Source organism: Pseudomonas sp. PS01300 (assembly GCF_029960155.1).
GTDB lineage: Bacteria > Pseudomonadota > Gammaproteobacteria > Pseudomonadales > Pseudomonadaceae > Aquipseudomonas > Aquipseudomonas palmensis.
In genome coordinates this window covers 75,521-98,276 of sequence record NZ_JASCPN010000006.1, presented here as the reverse complement: position 1 = coordinate 98,276, position 22,756 = coordinate 75,521, and the positions used below count along the sequence as shown (strand labels likewise).

Genomic DNA, 22,756 nt, shown 5'->3' with positions numbered 1-22,756 from the left:
ATGGCGTTGTTCGAGCCAGTGACTATTTCAGTGGCTTTCCGGCTGTTTCCGGCATTTTGATGAAGGTCACAAGCGTGAGCGCGGCGCCTGCGAGCACGTAGTAGAAGAACCAGCTCTCCTGACCGTTGCTCTGCAGCCAGGTCAGCAGATACGGCGTGGTACCGCCCAGCAGCGCCACCATCAGGTTGTAGGGAGCACCAATGCCGACGGCGCGAACGCGGCTGGGGAACTGTTCGGACATGATTGCCGGGGCGATGGAGGTATAGAGCGCGTAGAGCATAAGGCCGAACAGCTCCACCATCAGGATCGACGAGAACGTCGGCTGCATGCTGGTGATGATCGGGTAGAAGAACACCAGGTAACCCAGGGCGAACACGATCAGTTGCGGCTTGCGCCCGAACTTGTCAGAGAGCATGCCGAAGAGTGGGTGCACGAGCATGAACGCGACCATTGCAACCGTGTTTGCAGCAAACGCTGTCGAGGACTCCACGTGCAGCGCACGGATGGCATAGGTCGGGATGTAGATGACGAACAGGTAGAAGGCAAAGGTGCTCAGGATCGAAAAGCCCACGATCCGCAGGGTCTCGCGCGGATAATCGCGCAGCAGGGTGCGCAGCGGTTGCTTCTCTACCTTGTCTGCGGTTGGCGGCGTGGAGGCTTCTGCTTCAGGTACCGACATACGCAGCCAGATGCCTGCGATACCGCCCAGGGCGCCGAGCAGGAACGGAATGCGCCAGCCGAACTCTCTCATCTGTTCCTCGGTGAGGAGGGTGGTCAGCGCCCAGCCGATCGCCGAGGCGGTCAGGATGCCCGCGGCGGAGCTGAAGAACACGAAGCTCGAAAAGAACCCGCGACGGTGGTCCGGCGCCAACTCGGCAAGGTAGGTAGAGGCTGAAGCGTATTCACCGCCCAGCGACAAGCCTTGCATCAGGCGCGCGATCACCAGCAAGACCGGCGCGAGCAGGCCGATCTTCTCGTAGGTGGGGGTGATGCCGATCATCAGGGACCCGCCTGCCATCAGCAGGATGGTGACCCCCAGTGCCGATTTGCGGCCATAGCGATCAGAGTAGATCCCCAGGGCCCAGCCGCCGATCGGGCGCATGAAGAACCCCACTGCGAAAATCGCGAAGGTCGCCAGCAGGGACGCCGTTTCGTCATTTTTTGGAAAGAATTGTGTGGAAAAGAACACCGCGAACGACGCATAGATCGTCCAATCGAACCACTCCACCGCATTGCCAATGCTGCCAGCAGCAATTTTGCGCGCGGTTGATACCTGCGGCTTTGCCGCTTCGGACGTTTGAGTCGCATAATTCATTGGCTTGTGCCTTTGGGTTTGAGTTGTAATTGTTTTTAGACATATGCGGCGTTTTTTTGTATTAATTTGGCCACTTGAGCGAAGGTATTGTAAGGATATGGTCTCGTCAACCGTTGATTCGGATGAAAAAAGACATTTTGCGTTGGATGACGCGGATCTGGCCTGCCTGATTGCACTGCAGGCGAACCCTCGCGGCACCTGGCGGGATCTGAGCGCCGGCTGCGATGTGGCGGAGCGTACGCTTTCGCGTCGGCTGCAACGCTTGATGGACAACGGGTATATCCGGGTGATCGGCGAGCTCGACCCGGTTGTGGTGGGGAGTGGCCCGGTGCTGCATGCCTGGATTCGGGTAGCAGACGGTCGTCAGAGCGAAGTGGCGCAGCACCTGGCGCAGTGGGCACAGACGCAGGTTGTGATGGCGACAACGGGCGAGTTCGACATCTTCACCGAGATCAACCTGCCCAGCGTGGAAGCGCTTTCTGACATGGTGGTGCGGGAGTTGCCGCTGGTGCCGGGGGTTAGGCAGGTTCAAACGCAAGTGGTGCTCAGGTCGTTCCGACGAGCCAGCCGCTGGCGTATTGATGGTTCGGTGCCTACCGAGCCGGTGCTGGCCGGGCCTGTGAGCCTGAGTGCTGACGAAATGCGGTTACTCGGCGCCCTGACCCTGGATGGAAGGGCCAGCCTGGGCGTGCTTGCCGAGACATGTGGAGTCAGTGAGCCGAAGGTTCAGCGGATGCTGAGTGGGCTCGTCGACAGCAATGCCCTGACATTTCGTGTGGAGCTCGAGCCGTTGCTGGTGGGCTATGGGGTAGAGGCGATTGTGTCGTTGCAGACTCGACCGGGTGCGGCGGAGGGCATTGCCCAGGAACTGGCGAAGGATGAACACACGCGTTGCCTGTTTGGCACCAGTGGCGGCTCGCAGCTGTTCTGGCATGTGCTGTGCCGTGATATCCATGATCTATGGACCGTCTCGACCGCCCGCATGGGATCCCTGGAGGGGATCATCTCGTGTGAGACCAATACGGTGGTCAGGGCCTACAAAAGGGCGGGGCGAGTGCGTCGAGGGTTGATGGTCGAGTAGGGTTCATGCCTGCCTTTGAGCAAGCAACGTAGCTGGCTACGTTGCCTGTTTGGGCTTCCAGTAGTCCATCTCGGCCACCGCTCTTTCAATGTCATCCATGTCGTCGCAGCCCAGCGCGAGGTCGAACTTTTCAGTGATTGTTCTTCGCATGGCGGCCAGTCGACGGGTGATCTGGTTTTCATCGATGAACCGTGTCGTCTCTTCGCAATACAGCGCTCTGTCGCCTGGGCTGATGTCGCCATCAACATCCCTGTAGTAATGGCGGGCAATGTCTCTCAGGGAAATGAGCATGTATTCGATATCGGCGACAAGGTGGATGGCTTCTTCTCCAGACAGGAGGATTTCTCTGTTTTCCTTCAGCAGTTTCAATGGGTCTTCCACTCGATCTTTGAACGGGCCAGGTAGCGAGGATATCCCATGTGGCGCTGGCGAACCCCGTTGCGGGTCACTCGGATGATGACCGCCCCTGCGGGTCATTCACCAGAGCGGCCGCCGTCGCATGCAGCACCTGCACCAGCCACAGCACCGCGGCCCCCTTGCTGTAAAGCTCATTGACGGTCACGGGCGGGTGTTGGCGTACCACGCTCAAGCTGCTGAACCTGCCTTGCTCATCGTGAAAGGGTTGGGTCCAGCCGAGGCAAACGCCGTGATCCTGCGCGCCTGCCCACAACTCGGGGGGGCTGGTGAAAGCCTCTGGTGTCCACAGCAACGGGAAGGATGAGTGCCGGCTGTGCGCAAGCAGGGGCTCAACGACCGCAGGCTCATGGCGACGGTAGCGCTCGCCCCATGGGTTGGGGCAGTTGCTTTGTGTGATCGAAAACGTCGGGGTGGTGAAACTGAAGGCGTAGCAGTCGAAACCCAGGCACCGAAGCAGCTTTTCCAATTGCGCCAACTGGCTGTCCAAGTCCTTCGAGCACACCAGCTGACGCAGTTGCTCCGTTGTCCAGTGATCCATCGTTGCTCATCCCTGCATGATGTGAACATCCGTGGATACAGATCAGTTTCTCCTGATAAATACGTATCAGATGCGCCTTTTACGACTGTAGCTCAGCTTTTTTGCGCTATTGCAAAAAGCGCTAACGCTATTGCCGGGTGGCCTGCCTCTGGTCGGACCCGCCCTCAGGGTCAAGTTCGCGCAGGCTTGCGGGCCCTTGTGCCGGTGACTCACCAGTCACCTGGCACAGCAACGCGCTGACTCGCTCGCCGTCCACCACGCCCCGTGCCTGCAAGAGGTCGGCCACCGCCATCAGCCCCGCCCAGTACCGGCGTACCAGGCAGCCGGACCGGGCGATGGCCAGGGCCTCGGCATCGAGCAGCTTGTGCGCGGGCAACAGGCTGATCAGTTCATGCCCGCGGCAGCGGTCGCCACGGCCGCTGCCGCGCAAGACCCGGTCATAGCGTGCGTGCCGGTGGATGGCTTCGGCCACGGGCCCGGCAAAGCAGTGCAGCAGGTCGCGCTCGATGGGTTCGACGAGGGAGGGCAGGTACTCGGCAATGCCACGGGCGGCAAAGGCCGGGTGCACGATCAGGTAGTCCGCCTCCACCAGCCCCTCGGCAAAGTGCGCACGACCGTTCAGGTCGATCAGCGGGCCGCTGGCGGCCTGGGCGTGGGTCAGCACGGTCACCCGTGCAATGGGCTGGCCGTTCCACCACACGGCCAGGGCGTGACCGGCCTCGTGGATGGCGGTTGAGCGCGGGCGCATGTCCATGGGGCGAGCCTCCCGTGGGGTGGTCGCTCGCCCTGACTACGCCTGCGTTATCGGTGCACGGCTCAGCGAGCGTTTGTCCTACCTTCTGCTCCCTGGCGGGTTCCGTATAAGAGATTATGGCTATCACCCACCAATACTGCGGCTATTTGCCGACTCGGGGGCGGCGAACTAGCCTTAGTTCGGTGCCGGCGCCAGCTGGCCGACCCATCCTGATGAAGAGACAAGATCGCGGCGCTCAGCCGTTCGAGTCGTTGACGATGCAACCTGTGTAACTGATTTCGCACGTTGCCACGGCGCCCTGGCAGGGCTGCCTGGCGACATGAACTCGACCAAGGGTAGCTCTCACATGGCAACTGAATCGAAATGCCCGTTCAATCATGCCGCCGGCGGTGGCACCACCAACCGTGACTGGTGGCCCAACCAGCTCAACCTGAAGATCCTGCATCAGCACGCGCCCCAGGCCGACCCGCTGGGCGAGGGCTTCGACTATGCCCAGGCGTTCAAGAGCCTGGACTTCCAGGCCCTCAAGCAGGACCTCACCGCGCTGATGACCGACTCGCAGGACTGGTGGCCGGCCGACTTCGGCCATTACGGGCCACTGTTCGTGCGCATGGCCTGGCACAGTGCGGGCACCTACCGTACTGGCGACGGGCGCGGCGGTGCCGGCTCCGGCCAGCAGCGCTTCGCGCCGCTCAACAGCTGGCCCGACAACGTCAGCCTCGACAAGGCGCGGCGGCTGCTGTGGCCGATCAAGCAGAAGTACGGGCGGGCGATTTCCTGGGCCGACCTGATCGTGCTCACCGGCAACGTGGCGCTGGAGTCGATGGGCTTCAAGACCTTCGGGTTTTCCGGCGGCCGCCCGGACGTGTGGGCGCCGGACGAGGACGTGTACTGGGGCTCGGAGAACAAGTGGCTGGGCGGCGACACGCGCTACGGCAAAGACCCTGAAGCCATGCAGCCGCCGGGCGAGGGCACCCTGGTGGCCGAACCCGAGCAGCACGGCAACGAAGAAAGCCGTACCGAGCAGGGCCGCAACCTGGAGAACCCCCTGGCCGCAGTGCAGATGGGGCTGATCTACGTGAACCCGGAAGGCCCGGAAGGCAACCCCGACCCGGTCGCCGCCGCCAAGGACATTCGCGAGACCTTCGGGCGCATGGCCATGAACGACGAGGAAACCGTGGCCCTGATCGCCGGCGGCCACGCCTTCGGCAAGACCCACGGCGCCGGCCCGGCCGACAACGTGGGCCCCGAGCCTGAAGCGGCAGGCCTGGAGGAACAGGGCCTGGGCTGGAAGAACAGCTTCGGCACCGGCAAGGGCCCGGACACCATCACCAGCGGCCTGGAGGTGACCTGGACCACCACCCCGACCCGCTGGAGCAACAACTTCCTGGAGAACCTGTTCGGCTTCGAGTGGGAGCTGACCAAGAGCCCGGCCGGGGCCCACCAGTGGACGCCCAAGGGCGGCGCCGGCGCCGGTATCATCCCCGACGCCCACGACCCGTCCAAGCGGCGCAACCCCACCATGCTGACCACCGACCTGTCGCTGCGCTTCGACCCGATCTACGAGAAGATCTCGCGCCGCTACCTGGAAAACCCCGACCAACTGAGCGATGCCTTTGCCCGCGCCTGGTACAAGCTGATCCACCGTGACATGGGCCCGCTGTCGCGCTACCTGGGCCCGGAACTGCCAGCTGAGGAGTTGCTGTGGCAAGACCCGATTCCCAAGGTCGACCACCCGCTGGTCGATGACGGCGACATCGCCGCGCTCAAGGCCAAGGTACTGGCCTCGGGCCTGTCGGTGGCGCAGCTGGTGTCCACCGCATGGGCGGCGGCTTCCACCTTCAGGGGTTCGGACAAGCGCGGCGGTGCCAATGGCGGGCGGCTGCGCCTGGCCCCGCAGAAGTTCTGGCAGGCCAACCAGCCCGAACAGCTGGCCGCCGTGCTCGCGACCCTGGAAGGCATCCAGAACGAATTCAATGGGGCGCAGGCCGGTGGCAAGAAGATCTCCCTGGCCGATCTGATCGTGCTGGCAGGCAACGCCGGCGTCGAGCAGGCTGCGAAAAACGCCGGGCATACGGTCACGGTGCCGTTCACGCCGGGGCGCACCGATGCCAGCCAGGAGCAGACGGACGTGGAGTCGTTCGGCTTTCTCGAACCCATTGCCGATGGTTTTCGCAACTACCTCAAGGGGCACTACCGCGTGCCGGCCGAAGCGCTGCTGATCGACAAGGCGCAACTGCTGACGCTCAGTGCACCGGAGATGACGGTGCTGGTGGGCGGCCTGCGGGTGCTGGGGGCCAATGTGGGCCAGAGCAGCCATGGCGTGTTCACCCAGCGGCCGCAGGCGCTGACCAATGACTTCTTCACCCACCTGCTGGACATGGGCGTGGAGTGGAAGCCGGTGTCCGAGGCCGCTCAGGCGTTCGAAGGGCGTGATCGCAAAAGCGGGCAGGTAAAGTGGACCGCGACCCGGGTCGACCTGGTGTTCGGCTCGAACGCGCAATTGCGGGCCGTGGCCGAGGTGTATGCCAGTGCAGATGCGCAGCAGCAGTTCGTCAGCGACTTCGTGGCGGCCTGGGCCAAAGTGATGAACCTGGACCGTTTCGATGTGAAGTAGCGCGTTCGCCGGCAAGGCCGGCCCCTGCAGAGCAGCACAACCCCTGCAGGGGCCGGCCTTGCCGGCCAAGCGAATGCCTGCAGTACCGGCTTACACGCTGGCCGGCACCTCCCGTTGCAGCGCAAGGCGTGCAACAAGCCGTGTACAACCCGGCAGCGAAACCACCTCCAGCTGACCGCCCACCCGGGCGATGCGCGCATTCATGCTGCGCATGCCCACGCTCACCCCGGCGCGCTGTACCGCCAGCACGTCGAAGCCGATACCGTCATCCTCGATGTTCAGCTCCAGGCTGTCGGGCTGCGGCTGCTGCAGCTCAACCCGCACATGCCGGGCACGGCTGTGCTTGACCACATTGGTCAGCGACTCTTCCACCAGGCGGGTCAATGCCATGCACTGCAAGGCGCTGGGCGGTGTGCGCCACTGCGCGGCAAAGTGCCAGGTGCAGGTCACATCCAGTTCGTCGAACAGCTGGGTGAAGCGATGGCGCAGCGGGGCGATCCATTCCTGCGGCGTGGCCGGCACCTTGATGCCGGCGCTGGAGCCATTGTCGATGGTCTGGCGCAGGTCATCACGCAGCAATTTGAGCATCGACAGAAACTGCGGGCCCTGCAGCGGCGTGCTGGCCTGCTCGACCATGGCCATCATGCGCACCAGCGAACCGCCCAGCCCATCATGCAGGTCGTGGGCGATCTGCAGGCGGTCCTGCAGGCGGGAGTTGGTCAGCGCCAGGGCGTGTTCGCGTTCGAGGGTGGTGGCCAGTTCCCCGCGAGCGCGCTCGATGCCTTCGGCCAGTTCCAGGTTGAAGCGCTCGATGCGGCGCACGCTGCGCGCATGGCGCAAGCCCAGCACCACCGACATGCACAGGGTCGTCACCACGCTGGTGAGCGGTGTCCACGCGGGCGTTTCGCCGATCAGCTTCAGCATTATCAGCAGGTCATGGGCCCCGGCCAGCATGAATACCAGCAGGCTGGCGGCCAGCCACACATGCTCGGGCCGCCGGGTGCGCAAGGCATGCAGCTGAAACTGCAGGCAGTTGAGGAAAAACACCGTCGCCGTGCTCAGCACCGCCACCAGTTGCGCGTTGCCGACGCGGGCATCCGGGGCCAGTGCCATCAAGGCCACCAGTGCGGCAGTCAGCAGCCAGAGTGCCTTCTCCAGGCGCGGCAGCGATTGCCCGCCAAAGCGCCAGACAAACACGCAGAAACAGGTGACGTACATCACCAGCGCGATGCCGTTGAAGCGCGCAGCCATCAGGGTGGTGGAGAAGGGCCAGGGGCTGGTCATCAGTATATTGGCGATGAACAGCACCCAGCACAGGGCCATGGCCGCATACCAGCCAAAGATCCGTTGCTCGCGGCGGATCACCCAGATACAGAAGAACAGCCCGCCCAGCACCGCCGAGACGGTCAGGTTGAGCACGAACAACGAGCGGTTGGTCCACAGCAACTCTTCATACAGCTGGCGTGCCGAGGCCTCATCCCCCAGGTACACCGGCCCCAGCCCGGGTGACTGTACCGCCAGGCCCACCACACGTACCCACAGCGTGTTGACGCCTTCGTTCAACAGGCCTTCGGGCAGGTGCCAGTAGCGGGGCATGTTCCAGCTGCGTGACAGCGGCTCGCTCAGCTGGCTGTCACGCCACAGGCGCTGATCGTTGACGAACACTTCGCCGGCCATGATCACCGAGCGCAGCGTCAGTGCCACCGGCATGCGTTGACCGGCCGCGCAGTCGCGCTGCCACTGGAGGCGGTACCACACCGTGCCGTCGTGCTGCGGCCAGCGTCGGCTCCAGTCGTCGGGCAGGGTCACGGCCTGCCAGGGGCCGGCCTCGGGGCGGTTGCCCTGGTCATCACCCTGGGCGGCGGCTACCGACAGCACCTGCACGGTGCAGCTTGCACCGTCCGGCGTTGCAGCCTGCGCTGCACCCGACAGGCACAGGACGAGCAGCCAGCACGCCATCAGGCCTCTCAATCGAGCAGGCCACGCGTGCGTGCCGCATGGATGGCGCGGGTGCGCGAAGACACCGCCAGCTTGCGATAGATGCGTTTGACGTGGCATTCGACGGTGTAGCGCGACAGGTTCAGCTGTTCGGCGATTTCGCGGTTGCCCAGGCCCTCGGCCACCAGGCGCAGGATCTGGTCTTCACGCGGGGTCAGGCGTTCGCCATCGGCGGTGTCGACCGGCTGGGCGGCCCCCGGGCGCAGTTCCTCGATGATGCGCCGGGCCACGAACGGGTCGATGGGGGCGCCACCGCGCAGCACGCTGCGCAGCGACAACAGGATCTCCAGGTCGTCGCGTTCCTTGAGCACATAGCCGGTGGCGCCTGCCCGCAGCGCCGCGAGCAGGGTGTCTTCGGTGCTCCATGCCGAGATCACCAGGATCGCCTGGCCGGGGTCGGTGGCGTGCATCTCTTCGATCAGCTCGATGCCGTTGCCGTCGGGCAGGCCCAGGTCTACCAGCGCCAGCGCCACCGGCTGCGCCGCCAGGCAGGCGCGGGCCTCGGCCAGCGAGCTGGCGAACAGCAGGGCCTCGGGCCGGTAGCCCAGTTGCAGCAGCAGGGCTTCCAGGCGGCGGTGGATCAGCGGCTCGTCCTCCACCAGCAGTACCGGCGCGAGCAGCGTGGGTTCGGGAACAGTCGTCTGGATAGGCATGGGCAGTCTCGGGCGCGCGGTGGGGGCGACTGTGCCCCATGCAGCGGCCAATAGGTATCCCTGAAAACAGGTAAATGAAGCCTCATAGCCTACCCCACGCCCCGGTGCTAGCCCAGCGCCATTACCGCGATCACGCCCAGCGCCAGCAGCACCAGCATCGCCCCCGTGGCCCGCTCCAGCCACGGCAGGGCACGGGCGAAGCGGCGGCGCACGTGGCGGTTGCCGATCACCACCGCCACCAGCAGGTCCCACGCCAGCACCACGCCGAACATCCACAGGCCGTAGGCCAGCTTCCAGCCAGGGCTTGCCTGCGGCCCGCTCAGCATGGCCGCCAGGCTGGCGTAGAACAGCGCGTTCTTGGGGTTGAGGATGCCGGACACCACCCCCATGCCGGCGGCGCCCAGCCAGGTGGTGGCCGCGGGCGACGGTGCCGGCGACCCCTGCGGGGCAACCTCCAGCGTGCTGGCACCGGCATGGCGGATGAACAGCCAGCCCAGGTACAGCAGGTAGGCGCAACCGGCCAGTTGCAGCACGATGAACAGCGTGCTGTGCGGCTGCAGCACCGACACGCCGGTAAAGGCGGCGACGATGAACACCCCGTTGGCCAGTGCGATGCCCAGGCAGGCTCCGCTGGCCACGCGCCAGTTGGTGGCCAGGGAGGTGCGTGCCACCAGGAAGAAATCCGGCCCGGGTGACAGCAGCGCCAGAAAGTGCGCTGCTGCAATGATCAGGAACTGCTCCATGTAACCTTCACTTCTATGGATGTGGGTCCAGGAAGTGTGTGGCGGGGCCGGGGGCGGCGTATTGAACAAAATTGCGCAGGTTCAGGCGGCGTGACGGGCGAACAGCTTTTCCAGTTGCTGCCACAAGGCCGGGTCGGTGCTGAACGCCACGTTGAAGCGCATCCAGCCGGTGGCCTGGGCGTCGACCATGAACAACTGGCCGGGGCCGATCATGATGCCGCGCTCCAGGGCGTCGTCCACCAGCGCTGCGCTGTTGGCGATCTGCGGGTGGCGGGTCCACAGGTACATGCCCTCGTCGGACTCGACGAAAATCTCGAAGCCCAGGCGGTTCAGGCGCCGGCTGACCTCCTGCTGCGCCTCGGCCAGGCGCTGGCGCAGGCGCTTGAGGTGCTTGCGCCAGCGCCCGTCGGTGATGGCCGCATACACCACGCGCTCCATCACCTGTGAGGTGGTCAGGCCCGAGCGCATCTTCAGTTGCAGCAGCTTCTGGATCAGTTCGGGGTTGGCCAGCATGTAGCCCACCCGCACGTTCGGCGAGATGCTCTTGGAATAGCTGCCCACGTACACCACCTGCTGCAGGTGGTCCAGGCTGCTCAGGCACGGTTGCGGTTCGGCCACCATGTCGGCGTACAGGTTGTTCTCCACCAGGCGAAAGCCGTGTTGCGCCGACAGTTGCAGCAGGCGGTGCAGTTGCGCCAGCGGGGTGCGCGAGCAGGTGGGGCTGTGCAGGTGCGGCTGGGTGAAGAACACCGTGGGCCGGTGGTGGGCCAGCAGCCGCTCGAGATGCTCCAGGTCATACCCGGCCGGGGTGCGCGGCACGCCGATCAGGGTGGCGCCCTGAAAGCGCAGGATGCTCATCAGGTTGGGGTAGCCCGGGTCGTCCACCAGCACCACGTCGCCCGGGCGCACCAGGGTGCGCACCGCCAGGTCCAGCGCCTGGCTGGCGCCGTGTGTGAGCATCAGCTGGTTGGGGTTGGCCACGATGCGCTGATCCTGTTCCAGGTTTTGCGCGGTGAGGGTGCGCAGCTCGAGCAGGCCCATGGGGTCGCCGTAACCGCTCAGTTCCATCACGCTGCCGGCCACCTGGCGCAGCCCGCGGCGCAGGCCGTCCTCGAACATCCACTCGTTGGGCAGCCAGCCACAGCCGGGCTTGAAGGCCAGTTGGCGGCTTTCGAAGATGTTCTGCAGGTACCACTCGGAGTTGAACTCCGGCTTGCCCGGCTCGGCGTCGCTGGCCTGGCTTTCGATGCGCTCGTTGACCGAGCGGTTGACGAAGAAGCCGGCATTGCCGCGGCTGACCAGCAGGCCCTGGGCCACCAGCCGATCATAGGCTTCGACCACGGTGAAGGTGCTGACCGAGTAGGTGGCGGCGAAGGCGCGGATAGACGGTACCTTGGCACCGGGTTTGAGGGTCTGGTTCTCGATCAACTCACGCAACCCGTTGATGATCTGGTTGACGAGCGGGGGGGCGGAGTCGGGTCGTAATTCAAGCATGTTGGGGCTGTGCCTTCAGGGTGCGTAACGCCTGGCGCCTGCAGGGAACGGGGGTGTACTGCATTGGCGGCCTGTACAGTGCAGTGCATATTTCACGGCGCTGTGCATGGCTCTCTGTGTCGTACATTTTTACATTAGGGGTCTGTATTCGCCAGCTAAAGCATGTTGAGAGGCCCGATCACTACCGCCAGGGGCAAGCCCCCGGGCGTGCACAGCACGATTGCCGACCTTCAAGGCCATGGATGCCCGCCGGGTTTGCGATCCATCCCGTACACAATCAGACACTGACGAGCAATGAAGCCCGGCATTCGCCGGTCTTGCGTGTTCGCTGGAAAAAGAAAAACAAGGGGTAGACAACTGATGGACGCTACATCGACTTCCACATCCTCCAAGGTGGAGCCCGAGAGCAAGCTTAGCGCTTCGCTCAAATCGCGCCACCTGACCATGATGTCCATCGCCGGGGTGATCGGCGGTGCGCTGTTCGTGGGCTCGGGGAGTGTGATCCACAGCGCCGGGCCGGCCGCCATCCTGGCGTACCTGGCCGGCGGCATCCTGGTGGTGCTGATCATGCGCATGCTGGGTGAAATGGCCACCTCCTCGCCAGACACCGGCTCGTTCTCCACCTACGCCGAGCGCGCCATCGGGCGCTGGGCAGGCTTCACCATCGGCTGGTTGTACTGGTGGTTCTGGGTCATCCTGATGGCCTGGGAAGCCTATGTGGCGGGCAAGATCCTGCACGGCTGGTTCCCCTCCATCAGCGTCAACGTGTTCGTGCTGGCCACTACCCTGGTGCTGATCAGCGTCAATTTCTTCAACGTCAAGCACTACGGGGAGTTCGAATTCTGGTTCGCGCTGATAAAGGTGGTGGCGATCATATGCTTCCTTGTGGTGTGCGGGCTGGCCGTGGCCAACCTGTGGCCCACCGGTGAGGTCCACGGCATCAGCAACCTTACGGCCCAGGGCTTCATGCCCAATGGGGTGGAGGCAGTGGTGGTGGCCATGCTGGGGGTGATGTTCGCCTTCCTGGGCGCTGAAATCGTGACCATCGCGGCCGCCGAGTCGAAGAACCCGTCCGAGCAGATCGTCAAGGCCACCAACTCGGTGGTGTGGCGTGTGTGCCTGTTCTATGTGGGTTCGATCTTCCTGATCGTGGCCCTGGTGCCGTGGAACGACCCGCTGATGGGCCAGTCGGGCTACGGTTCGTACCGTCGTACCCTGGAGCTGCTGGGCATTCCGGGCGCTGAGTTCGTGATGAACTTCGTGGTGCTGACCTCGGTGAGCAGCTGCCTGATCTCGGCGCACTACACCGCCTCGCGCATGCTGTTCTCGCTGTCGACCCGCGGTGATGCACCGTCGTTCTTCAAGATCACCCGCGCCGGTACCGGTGTGCCGGTGTTCGCCATCATCGGTTCGTGCTCGGTGGCGGTGTTCGTCGCCCTGATCAACTTCAGCGACACCCTGCGCCCGAAAGACGTGCTGGACGTGCTGATGAACACCACCGGCATGATCGCCTTGCTGGTGTACCTGGTGATCGCGTTCTCGCAACTGAAGATGCGTCGCAAGCTGGAAGCCGAGGGCAAGGAAATCCGCCTGAAGATGTGGCTGTTCCCGTGGCTGACCTACCTGGTGATCGTGTTCATCATCGGGTGCCTGGTGACCATGGCCTTTGTGCCGGACTACCAGGTACTGGTGTTCTCCACCGGTGCGGCCGCGGCCATCGTGGCACTGATGGGCGTGTTCATGCACGTGCGTGCGGCCAGGCAGCTCAAGGGCTGACAGGCACCATGACGAAAAAGACCAGGGCCGCAAACGGCCCTGGTTTTTTTTTGCCTGCCCGCGGCGCGGATGCCGCCCGCCGGGTTCGTCCTACAAGCAGTGGCTGTGATGCCGGTAAACAATCCCCATTACGGCACCGGGCAATCATCGCAACGTTGATTGCAGTGTGCCAGTACGCCTGCCTAGCATGCCCGTTTGCTCGATTCGGCACGGAGTGCAGGCATGAAGATCGTTCACAAGGCTGGCCTGGCGGCCGCCACATTGCTGTTCATTACCACCGGATTGCTGTCGGTCACGCAGGTCAGCCAGGTGCGCGACGCCCTGCACAAGCAAGTGTCTGCCGGCATCGCCGAGTCCAGCGGTGCCCTGGCCCGGCAGATAGAGAACTGGCTGAACGCCAAGCTCAAGCTCATGGGCCTGGTGGCGCAGGTCATCGACAGCCGCTACAGCCCTGAAAACACCCAGCGCATCATCGACAGCCCGATGCTCAAGGACGAGTTCATCCTGATATTCGGCGCCTTGCAACGCGACGGCAAACCCCTCACCAACACGCCCAGCTGGCGCCCCGATGCGAGCTGGGACGGGCGCACACGGCCCTGGTATGCCGTCGCCAAGGGCGCCGACAAGGCGGTGCTCACCGAGCCCTACATCGACTCGGCCACTGGCGAAACGCTGATTTCGGCGGTCACGCGCCTCCACGATGGCGCTACCTTCGCCGGCGTGCTGGGCGGCGATATCCGCCTCAAGAGCGTGGCCGATGCCATCAATACCCTGGACTTCAACGGCGCCGGCCATGCCTTTCTGCTCAGCCGCAACGGCACGATCATTTCCCACCCCGACAGCCAGTACAACGGCAAGCCCTACAGCAGCCTGTTCGATGGCCAGCACCCGGCGCTGGACAGCCAGCTGCAGACGGTTAGAACCGGCGATCACGATTCACTGGTGTCCTTCACCCCGCTGACCTACCTGGAGGGCATGGACTGGTTGATCGGCGTGGTGCTCGACCAGCGCATCGTGATGGCCGAGGCCGACAGCCTGACCTGGCGTGCAGTGCTGGCCACGCTGCTCGGCGTGCTGGTGAGCCTCGTGGTGCTGGGCCTGCTGCTCGGGCGCCTGCTCAAGCCGCTGGACCTGCTGCACCGCTCGTTCCATGAGGTCAACCAGGGCGACGGCGACTTGACGCGGCGCCTGCCCGACGGCGGCAATGACGAGGTGGCGCTGGTGTCGCGCGAGTTCAACGGCTTTCTGGGCAACCTGCAGAACCTGATCCATCAGGTGATGAGCACCTCCAACCAGGTGCGCGAGAGCACCCACCTGACGTCGGCCGAAGCCACCCGGACCGATGAACGCCTGCAGCGCCAGTTGCAGGAGCTGGACCAACTGGCCACGGCCATGCAGGAGATGGCCTCCACCGCCGAAGACGTCGCGCGCAACGCCCAGGCAGCGGCCCAGGCCGCAGTGATTGCCGACGAGGAAGCACACGGCGGCGAGGACGTGGTGCGACGCTCGACCGCGGCGATCCGGCAACTGGCCAGCGAAATGGACGACACCGGCCATGCAATCAATGACCTGTCGCGCCTCAGCGACAACATCGAGTCGATCCTGGCGGTGATTACCAGCATTGCCGAGCAGACCAACCTGCTGGCGCTCAATGCCGCCATCGAGGCTGCACGTGCCGGCGAGACGGGGCGAGGTTTCGCGGTGGTGGCCGACGAGGTGCGCACGCTGGCCTCGCGCACCCAGCAGTCGACCCAGGAGATCCGCCAGATGATCGACCAGCTGCAGGCCGGGGTGCGCCACGCCGAGTCGCGCATGCAGCACAACCGCGACAGCGCCGGCAAGACCGCCGAGGAGGCGGGCGCGGCCAACGACAGGCTCGTGCGCATTCGCCAGGCGATCACCCGCATCAACGACATGAACACCCAGATCGCCACCGCGGCCGAGCAGCAGAGCGCCACCAGCGAAGAGATCAACCGCAACACCACGACCATTCGCGACATCAGTCATGAAGTGGCCGCAGGCACCCAGGTGCAGGTGCGCCAGTGTGCGGTGATGGTGGAGCAGGTGGGGCAACAGCACCACCTGCTGGGGCGCTTCAACCTGTGAGGCGGGGGCTCAGGCCTTGAGCGAGGCCATGTCGATCACGAAGCGGTACTTCACGTCGCCGGCGATCATGCGGCTGTAGGCCTCGTTGATGTGCTGGATGTCGAGCATCTCGATGTCGCAGCAAATGCCGTGCTCGGCGCAGAAGTCCAGCACCTCCTGGGTTTCGGCGATGCCGCCGATCAGCGAGCCGGCCAGTACGCGGCGCTTGAGCACCAGGTTGGCGGCGTGCAGGGGCGGCTCCACCGGTTCGATCAGGCCCACCAGGATGTGCACGCCGTCGAACTTCAGGGTTTCCAGGTAGGGGTTGAGGTCGTGCTGCACCGGGATGGTGTCGAGCAGAAAGTCGAAGTGCCCGGCCACGGCGGCCATCTGCGCGGCATCGGTGGACACCACCACATGGTCGGCGCCCTGGCGGCGGGCTTCCTCGGCCTTGCTGGCCGAACGGGTGAACAGGGTGACTTCGGCGCCCATGGCCTTGGCCAGCTTGATGCCCATGTGACCCAGGCCGCCCATGCCGAGGATGCCGACCTTGTGCCCGGCCTTGACCCCGTGGTGCTTGAGCGGCGAATAGGTGGTGATGCCGGCGCAGAGGATCGGCGCGGCGCTGGCCAGGTCCATGCCGGCCGGGATGCGCACCACGAAATGCTGGTCGACCACGATACTGCTGGAATAGCCGCCCATGGTGTTGCTGCCGTCGACCCGGTCGGGGGTGGCGTAGGTCATGGTCGGGCCTTCGAGGCAGTACTGTTCCAGGTTGGCGGCGCAGGCCTGGCAGTGGCGGCAGGAGTCGACCATGCAGCCCACACCCACCAGGTCACCCACCTGATAGCGGCTGACGCTGGCGCCCACAGCAGTGACCTTGCCCACGATTTCGTGGCCGGGCATCAGCGGGTAAACGGCGATGCCCCATTCGTTGCGGGCCTGGTGGATATCGGAGTGGCACACGCCGCAGTAGAGAATCTCGATGGCCACGTCGTCGGGGCGTGGGCTGCGGCGCTGGAAGGTCATGGGGGCGAGGGGCGTGGTGGCCGACTGGGCGGCGTAGCCGATGGCGGTGTACATGGGGGAACCTCGCAAAAGCAATGACGGTAGAGGCGGCGCATTGTCCGCGCGGGCACCGGGCGTGCCCACCGGCATTCCTCTGCGTGTCATGCCTGATTCTCCGGACCTGCGGGGGTGTCGCCCGGGCGGGCCGCTTCGCCGGCAAGGCCAGCGCCTACTGGCGAAGAGGCGAGTCGAATCCGGTCAGTGCGCGGCCTGCTCCAACAGCCGGTAGATCCGCTCATCCTGCGCGTGCGCCACATTGAAGCGCAGCCACGGCACCACCCGTGCATCGGGCATGAACAGTTGCCCGGGCGCGAGCAGAATCTTGTGTTCGCGCGCGTCCATGGCCAGTGCCGTGGCGTCTTCGACCTGGGGGTGACGGGCCCACAGGAACAACCCCGCATGGGGCTTGACGAAGATCTCCATGCCCACCGCCTCGAGCTTGCGCGCCACCTGTTCATGGGCCAGGGCCAGGTTGGCCTGCAACTGCTTGACGTGCTTGCGGTGGCGCCCCTGCAGCAGCACCTCCAGTGCCAGTTCCTCGGCAATTGCCGAGGTGGTCAGGCCGCTGGCCATCTTCAGTGGCACCAGTTCGTCGATCAGGTCGCGGTGCGCGGCAACGAACCCCACCCGCAGCGACGGCGCGATGCTCTTGGAGAAGCTGGCCACGTAGATCACCCGCGCCAGCTGGTCCATGCCTGCCAGCGCCTGCTGGTCGGACGGGTCGAGGTCGGCGTAGATGTCGTTCTCCACGATCAGGAAGTCGTACTTTTCCGCCAGTTGCAGCAGACGGTGGGCCACCGCCAGTGTCAGGCTGGTGCCGGTGGGGCATTGCAGGCGCGTGTTGGTGAAGAACACCTTGGGCCGGTGTTCGCGGATCTGCGCCTCGAGCACGTCCAGGTCGATGCCGTCGCGGGTGCGTGGCACCCCCAGCAGACGGGCCCCCTGCAGGCGCAGGTTGAGGAACAGGTTGTGGTAGCCCGGTTCGTCCACCAGCACGCTGTCGCCGCGGTGCACCAGGTAGCGCACCAGCAGGTCCAGCGCATGGCTGGCGCCGCTGGTCAGCAGAATCTGCTCGGGGTGGGCGTTGACCCGGGTATCGAGCAGTTTCTCCACCAGCCGGGCGCGCAGGTTGGCGCACCCCTTGGCATGGCCGTAGCCGGTGAACTCGCTCGGGTCGCGACGGCTCAGGGCGCGCAGGCTGCGTTGCACCCCGTCATCGTCGCTCCAGGGCTCGGGCAGCAGGCCGATGCCCGGGCGCAGGTCCATGCCCAGCGGCTGGAACACCTTCTGCAGCAGCAGGTAGGCGTCGAAGTCGAAGGCATCGTCGCTGGCACTGGGCATCGGCGGCGGGGCGGGGGTGTCGGGGGCGCTGCGTACATAGAAGCCGGCATTGCGCACCGCCGTCAGGTAACCCAGGGCCACCAGCCGGTCATAGGCCTCGACGGCGGTGAAATGGCTGACCTTGTGGGTTTGCGCGAACTTGCGGATGGAGGGCAGCTTGGTGCCCGGGCGCAAGCGCTGTTCGTTGATCGCGAGGGTGATGCCCGCAACGATCTGGTTGACCAGCGACTGCGACGAGCTGGCATCCAACAACATCATAGAAAACATCCGTCAGGCGAGGGTGTGGCGGTGGGTGTACTGGTGAAAACACCATAACAGGGCCGGCACAACCAGCGCGTTCTGTGCATGGTGGGCCGCCGGGGGCTGCTGCAACATCCCTGCATGCCGGCGGGCCAAGTGCCCGAAACATACCATGAACAAGGAGGCGCGATGCACCCCAACACCCCACGGATCGACGCGCAGCAGGTTTCGCCCGAAGAGTGGCAGACCCGTTGCGACCTGGCAGCGCTGTACCGGCTGCTGGCCCACTTTCGCATGACCGATCTGATCGACACGCACATCTCGGCCCGTGTCCCCGGCGAGCCGGGGCATTTCCTGATCAACCGCTACGGCGTGCTGTTTCACGAAATGCGCGCCTCGGACCTGATCAAGATCGACCACCACGGCAACACCATCGACCCTGGCTATGACGCCGGCAGCGTCAACCGTGCCGGCTTCAACATCCATTCGGCGATCCACGCCGCACGTCCGGACCTGGCCTGTGTGGTGCACACCCATACCGCTGCCGGCATGGCCGTGTCGGCCCAGGAGCAGGGGCTGCTGCCGATCACCCAGCATGCGCTGAAGTTCTATCGCCGCCTGGGTTACCACGACTACGAGGGCATTGCGCTGAACCCGGCCGAAGGCGAGCGCCTGGTCAGGGACCTGGGCCCGCACATGGCGATGATCCTGCGCAACCATGGCCTGCTGGCCGCCGGGCGCTGCATTGCCGAAGCCTTCAACCAGATCTACTTCCTGGAGCGCGCCTGCCAGGCGCAGGTACAGGCACTGGCGGGCAACCCGCCGCTGCGCCTGCCGGACGAAGCGGTCTGCGAACTGACCGCGCAGCAGTCCGACGCCGAATTCGATCAGCAACTTCACCTGTTGGCCTGGACCGCCGCCTTGCGCCTGATCAGTGGTGATCAGGTGGATTACCGAAGCTGAAGTGCGACCACCCGAAAGGACGCCCAGCGTGTATCAACTCTGCCAAAACCAATAAATTACAGAGGTAGACATGAAAAAAACCACCATTGCCGCCGTGTTGCTCAGTGCTTTTGCCGCCAACGCCCTTGCTGCCGAAATCACCGTGATTTCGTTTGGCGGTGCCAGCAAGGATGTACAGACCGAGGCCTTCTACGCCCCCTTTGCCGCCGCCAGCCACAGCAAGGTGGTAGCGGGTGAATACAACGGCGAAATGGGCCGGATCAAGGTCATGGTCGACACCAACAGCGTGAACTGGGACGTGGTGCAGGTCGAGAGCGCCGAACTGATCCGTGGCTGCGAGGAGGGCCTGTTCGAACACCTGGACCTCAACCGTATCGGCAAGGAAGCGGATTTCGTGCCCGGCACCCTGTCGGACTGCGGCGGCGGCCTGCTGGTATGGTCGATGGCGCTGGCCTACAACGGCGACAAGCTCAAGCAGGCGCCTACCGGCTGGAGCGATTTCTGGGACACCAAGAAGTTTCCGGGCAAGCGCAGCCTGCGCAAGGGCGCCAAGTACACCCTGGAAGCGGCACTGATGGCCGATGGCGTGCCGTATGCCGACGTGTACAAGGTGTTGTCGACGCCGGAAGGGGTGGAGCGTGCATTCCGCAAGCTGGACCAGATCAAGCCCGACATCCAGTGGTGGGAGGCCGGTGCGCAGCCGATGCAGTTCCTGGCCAGCGGCGACGTGGTGATGAGCACCGCGTTCAACGGCCGGGTGTTCGCCGCACAGGCGGCCGGCGCCAATGTGCACACGGTATGGAATGGCAGCATCTACGCCATCGACTCGTGGGCGATCCCCAAGGGCAGCAAGAACAAGGCCCTGGCCGAGGACTTCATCGCGTTTTCGCTGCGCCCGGAAAACCAGAAGATCCACACCACCAAGCTGGGCTATGGGTCGACCAACCTGCATACCGCCGGGCTGCTTGACCCTGCACTGGCGGCGCAGTTGAACACCGCGCCGGACAACCTGGCGCAGGCCATTCCGATGGACAGCGAGTTCTGGGTCAACAACGGCGAAGACCTCGAGCAGCGCTTCAATGCCTGGGTTGCCAAGACCAAGTAAGTGAACCCCTTCGCCAGCAAGGCTGGCTCCTGCACCAATCGTTGTAGGAGCCAGCCTTGCTGGCGAAAGGGCCACAACCGTCAATGCCTCTTGCTGTCAGTTCAGCGACTTCAGCACCGCCTCCAGCGTCTGCACGAACAGATCAGCATGCTCGCGCTGGAAGATCAGCTGCGGCCTGATCTTCAGGATGTTGGCCGCCGGCCCCGCCGAACTGATCAGCACGCCACGTTCACGCATGCCGTTCACCACCCGTGCCGTTGCCTCGGTGGCCGGCGCCTTGCTGGCACGATCGGTTACCAGCTCGACCCCCACGAACAGCCCGGCCCCGCGCACGTCGCCAATCAGCGGGTAGCGCTCGGCAAGCCCTTGCAGACCCGCCTTGAAGTATTCGCCCACCGCCGCGCAGTTGGCCATCAGGCCTTCGCCCTGGATCACGTCGAGCACCGCGTTGGCTGCTGCACATGACACCGGGTTGCCGCCGAAGGTGTTGAAGTAGCGGGCGGTGCGACCGAACGCATCGAGCACCTCGCCGCGGAACACCGCCCCGGCAATCGGCTGGCCGTTGCCCATGGGTTTGCCCATGGTGACGATGTCGGGCTGCACGCCATGGCGCTGGTAGCCCCACATGTGCGAGCCGGTACGGCCAAAGCCCGATTGCACCTCGTCGGCGATGTACAGCAGGCCCTCTTCGCGGGCCACGGCCACCGCCTGTTGCAGGAAGCCGGCCGGGTCGGACAGCACGCCATCGCTGGCGAAGATGCCGTCGAGCAGCAGTGCTGCCGGCTTGATCCCGCAGCGGCGCAGGTCGGCGATGGCGGCGCGCACGTCGTCGGCGAAGATCTGTGCCACGTTCTCGGCGCCCAGGCGGTAGGCGTCAGGAGCCCGCACGGTACGCACGAAGTCACCCACCGGCACGCCCGCACCCAGCGAAGGCGAGGCGGCGGCGATCTGGTCGGTCACGCCGTGGTAGGCCAGCTGGGTCACGATCAGGCCGGTACCGCCGGTGTACTGACGGGCGATGCGCAGGGCCAGGTCGTTGGCCTCGCTGCCGGTGCAGGTGAACATCACCTGGTCCAGCTCGGCCGGGAAGGTGGCCAGCAGTTTCTCGGCATAGTCGAGGATGCCTTCATGCAGGTAGCGGGTGTGGGTGTTGAGCACCTTGGCCTGCTCGTACAGCGCCTCGACCACCTTGGGGTGGCAGTGGCCGATGGAGGCCACGTTGTTGTAGGCATCCAGGTAACGCTTGCCGTCGGCGTCGTACAGCCACACGCCTTCACCCTTGACCAGGTGCAGCGGGTGTTCGTAGAACAGGCGGTAGGCCGGGCCCAGCACGCGCGCACGGCGCTCGATCAGGGCACGTTCGGTTTCGCTAAGGCGTGCGGCATCTTCGGCGGTGAAGCCATTGATCATGGTCATTTACAGCGTCTCCTCGGAGCAGATACGACGAATCTGTTGCTGCGCGACCTCGCGCGGCACGTCAGCCAGGGCCTTCAGGCCACGCCAGGCAGACGGCGCGTTGCGCAGGATGTAGGTGCGGTTTTCCGGGTACAGCGCAGCGCGCCAGTTGGTGATGGTCACGGTCAGCACCAGGCGGGTGGCGATCAGGTCCACCAGCAGTTCCTGTTCCAGCGGCTCCAGCGGCGCGATGCGGTGGTAGGCGCGGATGAACGGTGCAGCGTGTTCCAGCGGGTCGCCCTGGCTGCCCAGTTGATAGGCGGCGCCCACGGCCAGGTCGTTGACCAGCGGGGCATGCACCATGTCGCCGAAATCGAGGATGTTGCGCACCGGGTGCGGCTGGCTGGCATCGACGATCACGTTGTGCGGGTTCAGGTCGTTGTGGATCACCTGGGCGCGCAGGCCCTTGAGGTGCGGTTGTGCGTGGCGCTCGAAGTTGTCCAGGAAGTGCTGGGCCAGCTGGCGCTCTTCACGGTCCTGGATCAGGCCGATCTTGTCGCTCAGCCGCGAGGCGTGCTTGAGGTCCCACAGCAGCTCGTGCCCGGCGCCGGGGTGGAAGAAGCCGCGCAGGGCCAGCCCCAGGCGGGCCAGGTGCTCGCCCAGGCTGCTGCGCAGCGCCACGTCGGGGTGTTCGACGCGGTGCAGGCAGATCCCGTCGACGAACGAGAACAGCCGCACCAGCAGCGGCTGGCCATCGAACATCAGCGGGATCTGGTAGCTGCCGCTGGTGTTGGGGTAGATGCGCTGCACCGCCAGGGTCGGGTCGCAGTGCTGGATGTGCAGCAGCGCCTGGTTCTGGAAGTCGGCCACCTGCGGGTCTTCGGCCGCGTTGGAGACCTTGAGCAGGTACTGGGCGCCGTCGGCGCAGGTGATCTGGAAGTTGAGGTCACGCTCGCCGGTGAGCAGGCGGCATGCGCCGTGCAGGCCGAAGTACTGCGCTGCCACGGCCTGCGCCTGTTCGGCCGAAACCTTGGGCGGAGCTGCGACCAGCAATGCGTCGAAGGCAGGGGGTGTGTGAAGGGTCACTGAACATCACTCTGTCGATTGCCGGGAAAGCTGGGGTGTAAGGCCAGCACTGGTTCGAACATAGGCCTGTTTGGCTATATCGGTTAT

Annotated in this window: 18 protein-coding genes; 6 read left to right on the top strand and 12 right to left on the bottom strand. The window is 64.9% G+C overall.

Annotation, left to right across the window (positions count from 1 at the left end; genetic code table 11):
* Positions 1-22: 22 nt before the first annotated feature.
* Positions 23-1,315 (bottom strand): MFS transporter, encoded by a 1,293-nt coding sequence (locus tag QMX96_RS05690; RefSeq protein ID WP_043861683.1) that lies wholly within the window; start codon positions 1,313-1,315, stop codon positions 23-25.
* Positions 1,316-1,412: 97 nt separating this feature from the next.
* Between QMX96_RS05690 and QMX96_RS05685 the strand changes: the two genes are divergently transcribed.
* Positions 1,413-2,396: an Lrp/AsnC family transcriptional regulator gene (locus QMX96_RS05685; RefSeq protein ID WP_054914269.1), complete on the top strand. Its 984-nt coding sequence runs from the start codon at positions 1,413-1,415 to the stop codon at positions 2,394-2,396.
* Between the two features lie 36 nt (positions 2,397-2,432).
* Here the strand turns inward: QMX96_RS05685 and QMX96_RS05680 are convergent, their stop codons facing one another.
* From QMX96_RS05680 to QMX96_RS05670, 3 genes are all read right to left on the bottom strand, one after another.
* Entirely contained in the window at positions 2,433-2,765 is a 333-nt protein-coding gene (locus QMX96_RS05680; protein ID WP_058540389.1) for a hypothetical protein, read from the bottom strand.
* A 76-nt stretch (positions 2,766-2,841) separates the two neighbouring features.
* Complete coding sequence (locus QMX96_RS05675; RefSeq protein WP_282361335.1) at positions 2,842-3,351, bottom strand: autoinducer binding domain-containing protein; 510 nt, start codon at positions 3,349-3,351, stop codon at positions 2,842-2,844.
* A 127-nt stretch (positions 3,352-3,478) separates the two neighbouring features.
* Entirely contained in the window at positions 3,479-4,105 is a 627-nt protein-coding gene (locus QMX96_RS05670; protein WP_282361334.1) for a hypothetical protein, read from the bottom strand.
* Positions 4,106-4,451: 346 nt separating this feature from the next.
* Between QMX96_RS05670 and katG the strand changes: the two genes are divergently transcribed.
* Positions 4,452-6,722 (top strand): catalase/peroxidase HPI, encoded by a 2,271-nt coding sequence (gene katG, locus QMX96_RS05665; RefSeq protein ID WP_104572593.1) that lies wholly within the window; start codon positions 4,452-4,454, stop codon positions 6,720-6,722.
* A 90-nt stretch (positions 6,723-6,812) separates the two neighbouring features.
* Here katG and QMX96_RS05660 read toward each other — a convergent pair whose 3' ends face one another.
* From QMX96_RS05660 to QMX96_RS05645, 4 genes are all read right to left on the bottom strand, one after another.
* Positions 6,813-8,681, bottom strand: coding sequence for an ATP-binding protein (locus QMX96_RS05660; RefSeq protein WP_282361333.1), 1,869 nt, complete (start codon positions 8,679-8,681; stop codon positions 6,813-6,815).
* 8 nt (positions 8,682-8,689) lie between these two features.
* A complete protein-coding gene (locus QMX96_RS05655; RefSeq protein ID WP_043861687.1) occupies positions 8,690-9,373 on the bottom strand; it encodes a response regulator transcription factor in 684 nt (227 codons plus the stop codon).
* 107 nt (positions 9,374-9,480) lie between these two features.
* Positions 9,481-10,116 (bottom strand): LysE family translocator, encoded by a 636-nt coding sequence (locus QMX96_RS05650; protein WP_058540384.1) that lies wholly within the window; start codon positions 10,114-10,116, stop codon positions 9,481-9,483.
* Between the two features lie 81 nt (positions 10,117-10,197).
* A complete protein-coding gene (locus QMX96_RS05645) occupies positions 10,198-11,610 on the bottom strand; it encodes a PLP-dependent aminotransferase family protein (RefSeq protein WP_043861689.1) in 1,413 nt (470 codons plus the stop codon).
* A gap of 360 nt (positions 11,611-11,970) precedes the next feature.
* Between QMX96_RS05645 and QMX96_RS05640 the strand changes: the two genes are divergently transcribed.
* Together QMX96_RS05640 and QMX96_RS05635 are read left to right on the top strand one after the other, a co-directional pair.
* On the top strand, positions 11,971-13,386 hold the full coding sequence (locus QMX96_RS05640) for an amino acid permease (RefSeq protein WP_043861690.1): 1,416 nt from the start codon (positions 11,971-11,973) through the stop codon (positions 13,384-13,386).
* 222 nt (positions 13,387-13,608) lie between these two features.
* Positions 13,609-15,492 (top strand): methyl-accepting chemotaxis protein, encoded by a 1,884-nt coding sequence (locus QMX96_RS05635; protein ID WP_282361332.1) that lies wholly within the window; start codon positions 13,609-13,611, stop codon positions 15,490-15,492.
* A gap of 9 nt (positions 15,493-15,501) precedes the next feature.
* Here QMX96_RS05635 and QMX96_RS05630 read toward each other — a convergent pair whose 3' ends face one another.
* Together QMX96_RS05630 and QMX96_RS05625 are read right to left on the bottom strand one after the other, a co-directional pair.
* Complete coding sequence (locus tag QMX96_RS05630) at positions 15,502-16,554, bottom strand: NAD(P)-dependent alcohol dehydrogenase (protein ID WP_043861692.1); 1,053 nt, start codon at positions 16,552-16,554, stop codon at positions 15,502-15,504.
* 183 nt (positions 16,555-16,737) lie between these two features.
* On the bottom strand, positions 16,738-18,138 hold the full coding sequence (locus QMX96_RS05625; RefSeq protein WP_043861693.1) for a PLP-dependent aminotransferase family protein: 1,401 nt from the start codon (positions 18,136-18,138) through the stop codon (positions 16,738-16,740).
* A 171-nt stretch (positions 18,139-18,309) separates the two neighbouring features.
* On the opposite strand from QMX96_RS05625, the gene QMX96_RS05620 reads away from it, so the two are divergent.
* Both QMX96_RS05620 and QMX96_RS05615 read left to right on the top strand, forming a co-directional pair.
* Entirely contained in the window at positions 18,310-19,083 is a 774-nt protein-coding gene (locus tag QMX96_RS05620) for a class II aldolase/adducin family protein (protein ID WP_043861694.1), read from the top strand.
* A gap of 70 nt (positions 19,084-19,153) precedes the next feature.
* A complete protein-coding gene (locus tag QMX96_RS05615) occupies positions 19,154-20,188 on the top strand; it encodes an ABC transporter substrate-binding protein (RefSeq protein WP_058540381.1) in 1,035 nt (344 codons plus the stop codon).
* A gap of 96 nt (positions 20,189-20,284) precedes the next feature.
* On the opposite strand, the gene QMX96_RS05610 is transcribed toward QMX96_RS05615, so the two are convergent.
* Positions 20,285-21,604 (bottom strand): aspartate aminotransferase family protein, encoded by a 1,320-nt coding sequence (locus QMX96_RS05610; RefSeq protein WP_282361331.1) that lies wholly within the window; start codon positions 21,602-21,604, stop codon positions 20,285-20,287.
* Entirely contained in the window at positions 21,605-22,669 is a 1,065-nt protein-coding gene (locus tag QMX96_RS05605; protein WP_116053598.1) for a phosphotransferase, read from the bottom strand.
* Between the last annotated feature and the right edge of the window lie 87 nt (positions 22,670-22,756).